This window comes from Mycobacterium sp. (assembly GCF_046330795.1).
In the GTDB taxonomy this organism is placed as follows: domain Bacteria; phylum Actinomycetota; class Actinomycetes; order Mycobacteriales; family Mycobacteriaceae; genus Mycobacterium.
On sequence record NZ_JAXLSA010000003.1, the window covers coordinates 404,939 to 417,989 of the forward strand.

Annotated in this window: 18 protein-coding genes; 15 read left to right on the forward strand and 3 right to left on the reverse strand. The window is 68.7% G+C overall.

Going from position 1 to position 13,051, the window contains the following annotated elements:
• Positions 1–4 precede the first annotated feature (4 nt).
• The 9 genes from U0R18_RS13385 to sppA all read left to right on the forward strand — a co-directional run bounded on the left by U0R18_RS13385 (position 5) and on the right by sppA (position 5,372).
• Complete coding sequence (locus U0R18_RS13385; RefSeq protein ID WP_005143893.1) at positions 5–190, forward strand: type Z 30S ribosomal protein S14; 186 nt, start codon at positions 5–7, stop codon at positions 188–190.
• A 129-nt stretch (positions 191–319) separates the two neighbouring features.
• Complete coding sequence (gene rpsH, locus U0R18_RS13390) at positions 320–718, forward strand: 30S ribosomal protein S8 (protein WP_526369044.1); 399 nt, start codon at positions 320–322, stop codon at positions 716–718.
• 22 nt (positions 719–740) lie between these two features.
• Positions 741–1,280: a 50S ribosomal protein L6 gene (rplF, locus tag U0R18_RS13395; RefSeq protein ID WP_526369047.1), complete on the forward strand. Its 540-nt coding sequence runs from the start codon at positions 741–743 to the stop codon at positions 1,278–1,280.
• Positions 1,281–1,282: 2 nt separating this feature from the next.
• Entirely contained in the window at positions 1,283–1,696 is a 414-nt protein-coding gene (gene rplR, locus U0R18_RS13400) for a 50S ribosomal protein L18 (RefSeq protein WP_526369048.1), read from the forward strand.
• A 38-nt stretch (positions 1,697–1,734) separates the two neighbouring features.
• Positions 1,735–2,427, forward strand: a complete 693-nt coding sequence (rpsE, locus tag U0R18_RS13405; protein WP_526369050.1) for a 30S ribosomal protein S5 — start codon at positions 1,735–1,737, stop codon at positions 2,425–2,427.
• Complete coding sequence (gene rpmD, locus U0R18_RS13410) at positions 2,427–2,612, forward strand: 50S ribosomal protein L30 (RefSeq protein WP_526369052.1); 186 nt, start codon at positions 2,427–2,429, stop codon at positions 2,610–2,612. Before rpsE ends, rpmD begins: the two co-directional genes overlap by 1 nt.
• Positions 2,609–3,055 (forward strand): 50S ribosomal protein L15, encoded by a 447-nt coding sequence (rplO, locus tag U0R18_RS13415; RefSeq protein ID WP_526369054.1) that lies wholly within the window; start codon positions 2,609–2,611, stop codon positions 3,053–3,055. The genes rpmD and rplO overlap by 4 nt, the downstream gene beginning before the upstream one ends.
• 117 nt (positions 3,056–3,172) lie before the next feature.
• Entirely contained in the window at positions 3,173–3,553 is a 381-nt protein-coding gene (locus U0R18_RS13420) for a DUF732 domain-containing protein (RefSeq protein WP_526369056.1), read from the forward strand.
• 31 nt (positions 3,554–3,584) lie between these two features.
• Complete coding sequence (sppA, locus tag U0R18_RS13425; protein ID WP_526369058.1) at positions 3,585–5,372, forward strand: signal peptide peptidase SppA; 1,788 nt, start codon at positions 3,585–3,587, stop codon at positions 5,370–5,372.
• A gap of 94 nt (positions 5,373–5,466) precedes the next feature.
• Here sppA and U0R18_RS13430 read toward each other — a convergent pair whose 3' ends face one another.
• From U0R18_RS13430 to U0R18_RS13440, 3 genes are read right to left on the reverse strand one after another with little or no spacing between them, the layout of a single operon-like run.
• The gene (locus tag U0R18_RS13430) at positions 5,467–6,381 is read right to left on the reverse strand and encodes an SAM-dependent methyltransferase (protein WP_526369060.1); all 915 of its coding nucleotides are present in this window, start codon (positions 6,379–6,381) and stop codon (positions 5,467–5,469) included.
• Positions 6,378–7,313, reverse strand: a complete 936-nt coding sequence (locus tag U0R18_RS13435) for a class I SAM-dependent methyltransferase (protein ID WP_526369062.1) — start codon at positions 7,311–7,313, stop codon at positions 6,378–6,380. Before U0R18_RS13435 ends, U0R18_RS13430 begins: the two co-directional genes overlap by 4 nt.
• A gap of 15 nt (positions 7,314–7,328) precedes the next feature.
• Complete coding sequence (locus tag U0R18_RS13440) at positions 7,329–8,258, reverse strand: SAM-dependent methyltransferase (RefSeq protein WP_526369064.1); 930 nt, start codon at positions 8,256–8,258, stop codon at positions 7,329–7,331.
• 199 nt (positions 8,259–8,457) lie between these two features.
• Between U0R18_RS13440 and secY the strand changes: the two genes are divergently transcribed.
• From secY to U0R18_RS13470, 6 genes are read left to right on the forward strand one after another with little or no spacing between them, the layout of a single operon-like run.
• Positions 8,458–9,783, forward strand: a complete 1,326-nt coding sequence (gene secY / locus U0R18_RS13445; protein ID WP_526369066.1) for a preprotein translocase subunit SecY — start codon at positions 8,458–8,460, stop codon at positions 9,781–9,783.
• Positions 9,780–10,325 carry an adenylate kinase gene (locus U0R18_RS13450; protein ID WP_526369068.1) on the forward strand — a complete coding sequence of 182 codons (546 nt, stop codon included), beginning with the start codon at positions 9,780–9,782 and terminating at the stop codon, positions 10,323–10,325. The genes secY and U0R18_RS13450 overlap by 4 nt, the downstream gene beginning before the upstream one ends.
• Positions 10,326–10,332: 7 nt before the next feature.
• Positions 10,333–11,136, forward strand: coding sequence for a type I methionyl aminopeptidase (gene map / locus U0R18_RS13455; protein WP_526369070.1), 804 nt, complete (start codon positions 10,333–10,335; stop codon positions 11,134–11,136).
• A gap of 41 nt (positions 11,137–11,177) precedes the next feature.
• Positions 11,178–11,702 carry an RNA polymerase sigma factor gene (locus tag U0R18_RS13460; protein WP_526369072.1) on the forward strand — a complete coding sequence of 175 codons (525 nt, stop codon included), beginning with the start codon at positions 11,178–11,180 and terminating at the stop codon, positions 11,700–11,702.
• Entirely contained in the window at positions 11,699–12,418 is a 720-nt protein-coding gene (locus tag U0R18_RS13465; RefSeq protein WP_526369074.1) for an anti-sigma factor family protein, read from the forward strand. The genes U0R18_RS13460 and U0R18_RS13465 overlap by 4 nt, the downstream gene beginning before the upstream one ends.
• Positions 12,419–12,421: 3 nt before the next feature.
• A complete protein-coding gene (locus U0R18_RS13470; RefSeq protein WP_526369076.1) occupies positions 12,422–12,928 on the forward strand; it encodes a MarR family transcriptional regulator in 507 nt (168 codons plus the stop codon).
• The last annotated feature ends 123 nt before the right edge of the window (positions 12,929–13,051 follow it).

Below are 13,051 nucleotides of genomic sequence, written 5' to 3' on the forward strand. Positions count from 1 at the left end.
GTAGATGGCAAAGAAGGCTCTGGTCAACAAGGCCAACAAGAAGCCAAAGTTCGCGGTTCGCGCGTACACGCGGTGCAACAAGTGCGGACGCCCGCACGCCGTCTACCGCAAGTTCGGCCTGTGCCGGATCTGCCTGCGCGAGATGGCCCACGCCGGCGAACTGCCCGGTGTGCAGAAGTCCAGCTGGTAAGCCCACAAACTCCGATCAAGTAAGGGCGCGGTAGGCCCGGTCCGGGAACCGCCGCGAGGAAGGTGACACACCTGTCATGACCGCGATGACGACGATGCAGAGCGCAGCGATGAAGAGGAGCAGCGCTAAATGACCATGACGGATCCGATCGCAGACTTCTTGACACGTCTGCGCAACGCCAACTCGGCGTACCACGACGAGGTGACTCTGCCCCATTCGAAGATCAAGGCCAACATCGCCGAGATCCTCAAGGAGCAGGGTTACATCAACGACTACCGCACCGAGGATGCCCGCGTGGGCAAGTCGCTGGTGGTCACGCTCAAGTACGGCCCCAGCCGTGAGCGCAGCATCGCCGGCCTGCGCCGGGTGTCCAAGCCCGGCCTGCGGGTCTACGCGAAATCCACCAACCTGCCGAAGGTGCTCGGCGGCCTGGGCGTGGCGATCATCTCCACGTCCTCGGGTCTGCTGACCGACCGGCAGGCAGCACGACAGGGCGTGGGCGGCGAAGTCCTCGCGTACGTGTGGTAGCGGGATAAGGAGCTAGGAAACCATGTCTCGCATTGGAAAGCAGCCGGTCCCGGTTCCGTCCGGGGTCGACGTCACGATCGACGGACGCAACGTGTCCGTCAAGGGCCCGAAGGGCACCCTGGTCCTCGACGTCGCCGAGCCCATCGAGGTCTCGCGCGATGACGACGGCGCCATCGTGGTCACCCGCCCCAACGACGAGCGGCGCAATCGCTCGCTGCACGGGCTGTCCCGCACGCTGATCGCCAACCTGGTGACCGGCGTGACCGAGGGCTACACCACCAAGATGGAGATCTTCGGCGTCGGCTACCGCGTCGTGGCCAAGGGCAGCGACCTCGAGTTCGCCCTGGGCTACAGCCACCCGGTGCTGATCAGCGCGCCCGAGGGCGTGACCTTCGCGGTGGAGACGCCGACGAAGTTCTCGATCTCCGGCATCGACAAGCAGAAGGTCGGCCAGATCGCCGCCAACATCCGTCGTCTGCGGCGCAACGACCCCTACAAGGGCAAGGGCATCCGCTACGAGGGTGAGCAGATCCGCCGCAAGGTCGGAAAGACAGGTAAGTAGTCATGGCTGATACCAAGAGCCCCCAGAAGGAAAAGAAGCACCAGCCGGTCGGCCAGAACATCTCCGCGACCCGCCGGGTCGCGCGGATCCGCCGGCACGCCCGGTTGCGCAAGAAGGTCTCCGGCACCGCCCAGCGGCCCCGCCTGGTGGTCAACCGCTCCTCGCGGCACATCCACGTCCAGCTCGTCGACGACCTGACCGGCACCACGCTGGCCGCGGCCTCGTCCATCGAGTCCGACGTGCGCGCCGTCGAGGGTGACAAGAAGGCGCACAGCGTTCGGGTCGGTCAGCTGATCGCCGAGCGCGCCAAGGCCGCCGGCATCGACACCGTCGTCTTCGACCGCGGTGGGTACACCTACGGCGGCCGGATCGCCGCCCTGGCCGATGCCGCCCGCGAGAACGGATTGAGCTTCTAGATGACCACGAACCTGAAAAAGACCGGAAGGACCGCATGATGGCGGAGCAGACTGCCGCAGCTGCGGACACTCCCACCGCTGGCACCCGCAACGATGAGCAGCGCAGCAACGATCGGGGCGGCCGCGGCCGCCGCGACGACCGCGGTGATCGCGGCCGGGGTGGTCGCGACGATCGCGAGAAGAGCCAGTACCTCGAGCGCGTCGTCACCATCAACCGCGTTTCCAAGGTGGTCAAGGGTGGCCGCCGGTTCAGCTTCACCGCGCTGGTGATCGTCGGCGACGGCAAGGGCATGGTCGGTGTCGGCTACGGCAAGGCCAAGGAAGTTCCGGCCGCCATCGCCAAGGGTGTCGAAGAGGCCCGCAAGAACTTCTTCCGCGTCCCGCTGATCGGCGGCACCGTGACCCACCCGGTGCAGGGTGAGGCCGCTGCCGGTGTCGTCATGCTGCGTCCGGCCAGCCCGGGTACCGGTGTCATCGCCGGTGGCGCGTGCCGCGCGGTGCTGGAATGCGCCGGCGTGCACGACGTGTTGGCCAAGTCGCTGGGCAGCGACAACGCGATCAACGTGGTGCATGCCACCGTTGCCGCGCTCAAGCTGCTGCAGCGTCCCGAAGAGGTGGCGGCCCGTCGCGGTCTGCCGATCGAAGACGTCGCGCCGGCCGGCATGCTCAAGGCCCGTCGCGAGAGTGAGGCGCTGGCCGCTGCGGCCGCGCGTGAAGGAAGTGCCCAGTAATGTCCGATCTGAAGATCACCCAGGTGCGGGGCGTCATCGGCGCCCGCTGGAAGCAGCGCGAGAGCCTGCGCACCCTGGGTCTGCGCAAGATCCGCCAGTCGGTGGTGCGTGAGGACAACCCGCAGACGCGGGGCCTCATCAAGACCGTCCACCACCTCGTGGAAGTAGAAGAGGTGGCGAAATGAGCGAGATCATCAAGCTGCACGACCTGAAGCCGGCTCCCGGCTCGAAGAAGGCGAAGACTCGCGTCGGTCGCGGTGAGGGCTCCAAGGGCAAGACCGCCGGCCGCGGCACCAAGGGCACCAAGGCCCGCAAGAACGTGCCGGTGACCTTCGAGGGCGGGCAGATGCCGATCCACATGCGGCTGCCCAAGCTGAAGGGCTTCCGCAACCGGTTCCGCACCGAGTACGGCGTCGTGAACGTCGGCGACATCGCCAAGGCGTTCCCGAAGGGCGGCACCATCGGTGTCGACGAGCTGGTCGCCAACGGCCTGGTCCGCAAGAACGTTCTGGTCAAGGTGCTCGGCGACGGCAAGCTGGCCGTCAAGGTCGATGTCACCGCGAACAAGTTCAGCGGCGCCGCCCGCGAGGCGATCACCGCCGCCGGTGGTACCGCCACCGAACTGTAGAGCTGTGCACGCTCGAACCCCCGCGCTGACCCGCGGGGGTTCCTGCGTTCATGGGCAGTAACGATCGGCAGCGCGGGAGCGATTGAACTGCGACCGCAAAACCCTCAGGAGCCAACGATGATTCGCCCCGCCGCCGCGATCCTGGTGGTCGTCTGCCTCGGGGTCGGCGCCGGGTTGACGCCCGGGCCGGCCGCCGCCGAGCCCGACGACGGCTCCGCCCCGACCACGACGGTGCCGGCGACCCCCGACCAGCGGTTCACCGACGCCATGACGGCGCTGCAGATACCCCTGAAAGAGGGGACCGACGTGCCGGCGGTCGGGCACGGTGTGTGCGACATGCTGACGGCGGCGATCAAGAACAACGTGAACCCCATCCCATCGGTCCGCGGTGTAGTCACCGAGTTGCAGAACCGCGGCCTCACGCGCGCGCAGGCGATCGGGCTGATGCGCATCTCGTCGGGCGTCTACTGTCCGGAGTACGGCCGGTACGTGCGGTAACCGCCCGGCCCGGGATCGGTAGGCTCGGTCCATGTTCTCGCTGCTACCGAAGCTGCCCGGCCTTCCGGGCCCTGACGACGTCCGTGGTGTGGTCCGCCGCGTCGACACCGCGCGCCACAACGGGATTCCCGACGGCTGCATCCTCGAGCTGGACCTGCAGCACGCCCCGCCGGAGACCGCCGGGTTCGACCCGATGGCCCTGATCGCCGGGCAGGCCAGACCACTGACACTGCGCGAGATGGTTGCCGCCATCCATCGGGCCGCCGAGGACGACCGGGTGGCCGGTCTGATCGCCCGCGTGCAGATCGCGGCCACGCCCGCCGGACCCATCCAGGAGCTGCGGGCCGCCATCGCCGAGTTCACCGCCGCCAAACCGTCGTTGGCGTGGGCCGAGACCTATCCCGGCACCATGTCGTACTACCTGGCGTCGGCGTTCGGCGAGGTGTGGATGCAGCCGTCGGGCACCGTGGGCCTGGTCGGCTTCGCCACCAATGCGATGTTCCTGCGCGACGCCCTGGCCAAGGCCGGCATCGAGGCGCAGTTCGTCGCGCGGGGCGAATACAAGTCGGCGGCAAACCTTTTCACGCAGGACAGCTACACCGAGGCGCACCGCGAGGCCGATACCGCCCTGGTCGAGAGCCTGCACGCCCAGGTGCGGGCGGCGGTCGCCGAATCCCGGGACATCGAACCCGCCGCAGTGGACGAGTTGGCCGATCGGGCGCCGCTGCTGCGCGACGACGCCGTGGCGGGCCGGTTGGTGGACCGGATCGGCTACCGTGACGAAGCGTATCTGCGCATCATGGAACTGACTGGTGCGCAAGACCTTTCGGATCCCGACGGGGATGATGCACCCGACCGGCTCTTCCTGTCGCGGTATGCCCGCAGTCACCGTCCCGAGCTTCCGTCGGTCAAGGTGCCGGGCCGGAAGGCCCGCCCCGCCATCGCGGTGGTGACGCTCGACGGCCAGATCGTCAGCGGCCGTGGTGGTCCCGGAGTGCTGCCGATCGGCGGGTCCAGTGCGGGGGGTGACACCATCGCCGCGGCGCTGCGCGCGGCCGCCACCGACGACGACGTGTCCGCGATCGTGCTGCGCGTGGACAGCCCGGGCGGCGCGGTGACCGGGTCGGAGACCATCTGGCGTGAAGTGGTGCGGGCCCGGGCGGCCGGCAAACCGGTGGTGGCCTCCATGGGCGCGGTGGCGGCCTCCGGCGGCTACTACGTGTCGATGGCCGCGGACGCCATCGTGGCGAATCCGGGCACCATCACCGGGTCGATCGGTGTGGTCACCGGCAAGCTGGTGGCGCGGGATCTCGAGGAGCGCCTGGGCGTCGGCTCCGACGCCGTGCGCACCAACGCCAACGCCGACGCCTGGTCGATCAACGCGCCGTTCACCCCGGAGCAGCACACCCGGGTCGAGGCGGAGGCGGACCTGTTCTACACGGACTTCGTGCAGCGCGTCGCCGACGGTCGGGGAATGACGGTCGAGGCCGTCGACGCGATTGCGCGCGGACGGGTCTGGACCGGAGCGGACGCCGCCGAACGCGGCCTGGTCGACGAACTCGGCGGGCTGCGCACGGCAGTCCGGCGCGCGAAGGTGCTCGCCGGACTGGACGCCGAGGCCAAGGTCAGGATCATCGGCTATCCGGGTTCGTCGTTGCGGGACCGGTTGCGGCCCAAGGCGTCATCGCAACCGGCGGCGGCCTCGCTGCCGCAGGCCGTGGCGGCGGTCCTGACGGATTCCGTCGTCGGGGTGCTGGACGGGGCTCAGCGGCAGTTCACCGGGGCGAGTGCGCTCTGGCTGGGGGACGGGCGGCGCTGACGTAGACGATCTCGCCGAGCGGGCCGGGCGCCATGCCCTGCGGCTCGTGCAGCCCGTATTGCCGGAACATCCCAGGAGTCGTTCCCGGTGCGGGTCATCGTGGCCCCCGCCCCAGGGTCGCGGTGAGGTATCCGGAATCGCCCGACAGCGAGACCAGCTCGGCGGGCGGGGCCGCAAAGCCGTTGACGGCAAAGGCTTCCGTGGTCGTGCGGACAGCCGTCTGCCATCCCGCCGCAACCAGGTGGTCGCGGGCGCCGGTTCGTTCACCGGTATAGAACAGCGCGGCCAGGTCGATCGTGCTGCCGGAACGGCGTGACCGCTCGGTCAGCCGGTCGGCCCAGTCTCCGGTCAGTGCCTTGGCGTCCATGTGCTCGGTGGCGAGCCGGCTGCCGGGCGCCGAGAGTGCGGTGATGTTGTCCAGCAGGCGGTCCTGGGCCTCCGGCGGGAGGTAGATCAGTAATCCCTCGGCGATCCACGCGGTGGGTTCGGGCGGGTTGAAGCCGTTGTCGCGCAGTGCGTTCGGCCAATCTTCACGCAGGTCCACCGGTATCGTGCGCAGGTCGGCGGCCGGGGTGGCACCCAGTTGCGCCAGGGTGCGGGCCTTGAATTCCAGCACCTGCGGCTGGTCGATCTCGAAGACCACGGTCCCTGCCGGCCAGGACAGGCGATAGGCGCGGGTGTCGAGCCCGGACGCCAGGATCACCGCCTGCCGGATACCCGCGGCGCCGACAGCGTCCCTGAAGAAGTCGTCGAAGAATCGGGTGCGGACCGCGATCTGCTCGCACATCTGCTGTCGGTCGAGCAACTCGTCGGCGCCGAAGTCCAGTTCGCCGTCGGCGATCCGGTTGCAGAAGTCCAGGCCGACCGCCTTGACGAGGCCGTCGGCGTACGGATCGCTGATCAAGGGGTCGGGCTGGCGGGTGGCCAGCGCCCGGGACGCTGCCACCGACGTCGCGGTGGCGCCCACGCTGGACGCCAGATCCCAGCTGTCGCCATCGGTTCGGGTCATTCTGCCTCCTTGGTGCGGATCGCGGTGACGGCCACCGACTGCTGCAGCGGGGTCGGGGTGGTGCCGCCGGGTTCGCCGGGTGGGAATGGCCACATCCGGCCGTAGTCGGTGAACATCTCGCGGCGGTCCCGCGTGTGCACCTGCCAGCCCCGCTCGGCCAGATAGTCCACGACGTGATTGCGTTCGCCGTGGTGGAACAGTTCGGTGAAGTCGATGTCGAAACCCTCGCCCTGCCAGGCGCCGGCGATGGTCCGGGCACGTTCGGCGAGTTCTGCGCCATAGTCGCCGCCGTGGAATTCGGTGGCGATCCGGCTCTCCGGCGCCGACAGCGCGGTGATGTTGTCGAACAGGCGGTCCTGGGCCTCGGGAGGCAGGTACATCAGCAGGCCCTCGGCGATCCACGCCGTGGGCTGGGCGGGGTCGAAACCGCTGTCGCACAATGCTTTCGGCCAGTCGTCGCGCAGATCGACGGCCACCGTGCACAGTCGGGCCGTCGGCTCGGCGCCGATCTTGGCCATCGCGGCGGTCTTGGCGGCGATCACCGCGGGTTGGTCCAGCTCGAAGACGACGGTGCCGGCGGGCCAGCCCAGCCGGTAGGCGCGGGCGTCCAGGCCGGAGGCCAGGATGACGGCCTGCCGGACCCCGGCCGCCGCCGCATCCCGGAAGAAGTCGTCGAAGAACCGGGTCCGCACCGCCATCATGTCGACCATCACCTTGATGCCGGTGGCGGCCGTCTCATCGGGCGGCGCCGCGCCGTCGACGAGTCGGGTGAAGAAATCGATGCCCACCTCATGCACCAGGGGCGCGGCGTAGGGGTCGGTGATCAGCGGGTCGGGTTCGGTGGAGGCCAGCGCCCGGGCGGCGGCGACCATCGTCGCGGTGGCGCCGACGCTGGAGGCCAGATCCCAGCTGTCGCTGTCGGTCCGTGCCATGAAAATCTCCGCCGCTCAGAGCTTCTCGGCGCTGACGTAGTGCACGTCGGCGAAATTCGATGCCGAGTCATCCTGCGTCAGCAGACCGTGGTCCACCAGTAGCTGATGTCCGGACACTGCGGTGGGGGTCCAGCCCAGGGTCCGTAGATAGGGCGCCACCTCGGCGCGCTCACCGGTGTAGACCAGTTCGGCGAAATCCAGGTCGTAGCCGTGGGTGCGCCAGTGGTCGGTGACGGCCTGCATCTGCGCGCGGATCTCCTCGTCGTCGACGTCGCGGGGGGCCACGACGCCCTCGACGGCGATCCGGCTGCCCGGCGCGCTCAGTTCGGTGATGGTGTCCAGCAGCCGGTCCTGGGCCTCGGGGGGCAGGTAGCCCAGCAGCCCCTCGGCGATCCACGCGGCGGGACGGTCGGGGTCGAAGCCCGCGGTGGTCAGTGCGGTCGCCCAGTCGTCGCGCAGGTCCACCGCGACGGCGCGCCGCTCCGCCGTGGCGGTGGCGCCCATCTCGGCGAGCGTCTCGGCCTTGAACTCGAGCACCTGCGGCTGGTCGATCTCGAAGACCACCATGTCGGCGGGCCAGTCCAGCCGGTAGGCGCGGGCGTCGAGGCCGGAGGCCAGGATCACGGCCTGCCGGATGCCCGCCGTGTTGGCCGCCTCGAAGAAGGCGTCGAAGTACCGGGTCCGGGCGGCCATGCCGTCGGCGAAGCGGCTCATATTGCCCACTCCGCCGGTGGCCTCGGGGTCCAGATCGGTCAGCGCCAGGTCGCCGGAGGCCAGCCGGGTGAAGAAGTCGACGCCGACCGCGCGGACCAGGGGTTCGGCGAAGGGGTCGTCGATCACCGGGCTGGTGGCCCGGCTCGCCACGGCGCGCGCGGCGGCGACCATCGTGGCGGTGGCCCCGACGCTGGAGGCCAGATCCCAGGTGTCGTTCTCGGTGCGGGGCATGCGTCTCCTAGAAAGAGTCTCGGGGGAGTTATTAAATGAGCTAATCTAATCATACGCGGGAATCTGGATGCGGGCCAGGATGGGCTCAACTGTTAGTCTCGTAGACTGATTTCGGCGCGCGGTCGGCACCGTCCGGTGTGCGCGCGACAACCACGCAAAACACACGTCGCGGTCGGCGTTCGGTCGCGCAGGAGGAAGAGTGCTCTCGGCTTTCATCTCATCGCTGCGGACACCCGATCTCAGGCGCAAGATCCTTTTCACGCTGGGCCTCGTCGTCCTCTACCGCGCGGGCGCCACGCTGCCGTCGCCGGGCGTGAACTACCACAACGTCAACCAGTGCATCCAGCAGGTGATGGGCAGCGACTCCGGCCAGTTCTACGGCCTGATCAACCTGCTCTCCGGCGGCGCACTGCTGCAGCTGGCCGTGTTCGCGGTCGGCATCATGCCCTACATCACGGCCAGCATCATCGTGCAGCTCCTCGGCGTGGTCATCCCGCGCTTCGAGCAGCTCCGCAAAGAAGGCCAGGCCGGCCAGGCCAAGATGACGCAGTACACCCGGTACCTGTCGATCGCGCTGGCGATGCTGCAGGCCACCGGCATCGTCGCGATGGCCGCCAACGGTGTGCTGCTCAAGAACTGCTCCCTGGACATCCTGCAGGACAGCAGCATCTTCTCCCTGGTCGTGATCGTCCTGGTCATGACGGCCGGTGCGGCGCTGGTGATGTGGATGGGCGAGCTGATCACCGAGCGTGGCATCGGCAACGGTATGTCGCTGCTGATCTTCGCCGGCATCGCCGCCCGCATCCCGTCCGAGGGCAAGTCCATCCTGGACAGCCGCGGCGGCATGATCTTCAGCCTGGTCCTGCTGGCCGCCCTGCTCATCATCATCGGCGTGGTGTTCGTCGAGCAGGGCCAGCGCCGCATCCCGGTGCAGTACGCCAAGCGCATGGTGGGCCGCAAGATGTACGGCGGCACCTCCACGTACCTGCCGCTGAAGGTCAACCAGGCCGGCGTCATCCCGGTCATTTTCGCGCTGTCGCTGCTGACCATCCCGCACGTGATCACGCAGTTGGTCCAGATGGGCAAGACCGAGCCCGGCAACGGCTGGTGGGAGAAGTTCGTCGCCGCGCACCTGACCAACCCGGCCGATCCGACGTACATCGCGATCTACTTCGGGATGATCATCTTCTTCACCTACTTCTACGTCTCCATCACGTTCAACCCCGACGAGCGTGCCGATGAGATGAAGAAGTTCGGCGGGTTCATCCCCGGCATCCGGCCGGGCAAGCCCACCGCGGATTATCTGCGCTACGTCCTGAGCCGTATTACGCTGCCCGGGTCGATCTACCTCGGCGTGATCGCGGTGCTACCGAACCTGTTCCTGGAGATGGGCAACAGCGGGGGCGTGCAGAACCTGCCCTTCGGCGGCACGGCCGTGCTGATCATGATCGGTGTCGGTCTGGACACCGTGAAGCAGATCGAGAGCCAGCTGATGCAGCGCAACTACGAAGGGTTCCTCAGGTGAGAATCGTTTTGCTCGGACCGCCCGGCGCAGGCAAGGGCACCCAGGCGGTGCAGTTGGCCGAGAAGCTCGGGGTCCCGCAGATCTCGACCGGGGACCTCTTCCGGCACAACATCAGCACCGGTACCGAGCTCGGCGTGCAGGCCAAGAAATACCTCGACGCCGGCGATCTGGTTCCCGCCACGCTCACCAACGCCCTGGTCGACGACCGGCTCGACCAGCCGGACGCGGCCGCGGGGTTCATCCTCGACGGGTTCCCCCGCTCGGTGGAGCAGGCCAAGGCGCTCGACGACATGCTGGCCCGGCGCGGCGTGAAGCTGGACGCTGTGGTCGAGTTCCGCGTCCCCGAGGATGAACTCGTCGAGCGCCTCAAGGGCCGCGGCCGCGCCGACGACACCGAGGACGTCATCCGCAACCGGATGAAGGTCTATCAGGGCGAGACCGCGCCGCTCCTGGACTACTACGCCGACCAGCTGCAGACCGTCGAAGCCGTCGGGTCCGTCGACGAGGTCTTCGCGCGCGCCCTGCGCGCGCTCGGCCGCTAGCCGGCCCATGGTGTCGCTGCCCGGTCGGCGCAACCGCAAGGTGGTTGCCCAGCGCACTCCGGGCGAACTCGACGCAATGGCCGTCGCGGGTGCGCTGGTTGCGCGGGCCCTGCAGGCCGTGCGTGACGCGGCCGCCCCCGGGGTCTCTACGCAGCAGCTCGACGAGGTCGCCGAGGCCGTCATCCGCGACGGCGGTGGCACCCCGTCCTTCCTGGGCTATCACGGCTACCCGGCCTCGATCTGCTCCTCGGTCAACGACCGCGTGGTGCACGGCATCCCGTCGGCCGACGAGGTCCTGGCGTTCGGCGACCTGGTCTCCATCGACTGTGGCGCCATCGTCGACGGCTGGCACGGCGATTCGGCCGTCACATTCGGGATCGGCGACCTGATCCCCGCCGACGAAATACTGTCCTGCGCAACCCGTGAGTCAATGGAGGCCGGGATCGCCGCCATGGTGCCCGGCAACCGGCTCACCGACGTCTCGCACGCCATCGAACTGGGCACCCGCGCCGCCGAGCAGCGCCACGGCCGCAAGTTCGGCATCGTCGAGGGTTATGGCGGACACGGGATCGGCCGCGAGATGCACATGGAGCCCTTCCTGGCCAATGAGGGCGCACCCGGGCGCGGCCCGGTGCTGGCCGTCGGCTCGGTGCTCGCGATCGAACCGATGCTCACACTGGGCACCGTGCGGACCCGGGTTCTCGACGACGAATGGACCGTGGTCACCACCGACGGCTCCCGTGCCGCACACTGGGAACACACGGTGGCCGCAACCGACGACGGACCGCGCATACTGACCCTGCCAGTGTGAACCCATCGGCCACCCGGCTCGTATCCCCGGCGGAGGCCCAGATGCAGGATTCGAACCACGCCGAGAGCACGTTGATGCAGGTGCTTTACGACGAACATGCCGCCGCATTATGGCGCTACGCCGTCCGGCTGACCGGTGACCGGGCCCGGGCCGAGGATGTCGTGCAGGAGACCCTGGTGCGCGCCTGGCAACACCCCGAGGTCACCAACGACGGCGACCGGCCCGCTCGGGCGTGGCTGTTCACCGTGGCGCGCAACATGATCATTGACGAGCGGCGCAGCCCGCGGTTCCGCCGGGAGTTCGGGCGCAGTGAGCTGCCCGACGAACCGGACCAGACCCGCACCGACGAGGTCAACACGGCGCTGGATCGCCTGCTGCTCGGCGACGCGCTGGCCCAGCTGTCCGCGGATCATCACGCCGTGATCCGGCGCGCCTACTATCTGGGATGGTCAACTGCGCAGATCGCCGACGATCTGGGGATTGCGGAGGGGACGGTGAAGTCGCGGCTGCACTACGCCGTTCGTGCGCTGCGCCTGATGCTGCAGGAGATGGGGGTGACCCGATGACGATCGATGCCTACGAGATGTGGGACGCCTCCTACGTCCTGGGCGCCCTGTCGAGCAGCGAGCGCCGGGAATACGAGACCCATCTGGCCGAATGTGTCCGCTGCCGGTCGGCGGTCGCCGATCTCAGTGGCGTGCCGGCCCTGCTGGCGCTGGTCGACGACGAGCTCGAGCAGGACCGCAGCGAGGCCGGGGCCACGGTCTCGGACGTGCCCCCGCTGCGCCCGGGACTGCTGGCCGAACTGCTGGCGAAGGTGAACCAGCGCCGCCTGCGCACCCGGTGGATGGCGGTCACGGCCATGGCCGTCGCCGCCGTCGTCCTGGCCATCGGGGTGTTCGTGGCCACCCGCCCGGGTGTCCTCGACCCGACCCTGGTCCCGCGCACCACCGTCACGGCCATGGCCATGGATCCCGTCGGCGATTCCGAGTTCGCCGCGTCGTTCACGATGACCCGGCACGACTGGGGCACCAACATCGACATGACGTGCACCTATTCGGAGGGCGACCACAGCGACTCGGACGGTGGTTCGGATGCGGACAGGCTGGCCATGGTGGCCATCGGCCGCGACGGCAGCCACGTCCAGCTGGGGACGTGGAAGGCGCGGTCGGGCGAGACGGCGCAGACCAGCGGGAGCACGTCCATGCCGATCGACGAGATCGCGGCGGTCCAGGTTGTGGCGGCCGATACCGGAGATGTTCTGCTGCAACGTAATCTGTGAGGCGTGAGCGCAGGGTCGACCGATAAGCCAGACCCGATCAGGCAGGCCCGCGCCAACTGGGAGCGGGCCGGCTGGGGGGATGTGGCCGACGGAATGGTGGCCGTCACCTCGGTGATGCGGGCGCACCAGATCCTTTTGGCCCGTGTCGAATCCGCGTTGCGGCCCTACGATCTGAGTTTCTCGCGGTTCGAGCTGTTGCGGTTGCTGGCCTTCAGCCGCAGCGGTGCGCTGCCCATCACCACGGCCTCCGACCGGCTCCAGGTGCACGTCACCAGCGTGACGCATGCCATCCGCCGGTTGGAGGGCAGTGGCCTGGTGCGGCGGCTGCCCCATCCAACCGATGGGCGTACCACGCTGGTGGAGATCACCGAGTTGGGACGCTCGACCGTCGAGGACGCCACGGTGACGCTCAACGACAAGGTGTTCGCCCGGATCGGGATGTCCGAACCGGAGTCCAGGGCGCTGGTGGCCGCCATCGAAACCCTGCGCCGGAGCGCCGGCGACTTCTGAGATAACACCCTGATACCGATGCGGTGAACTGCCCGCGATATCGAATTCCCGGCCATTAGCATCTCTTCCCGGATGAGGGGAGGGGTGCCCTTGCTGCTGATGCGCTGGTTCGCCGCACTCGCG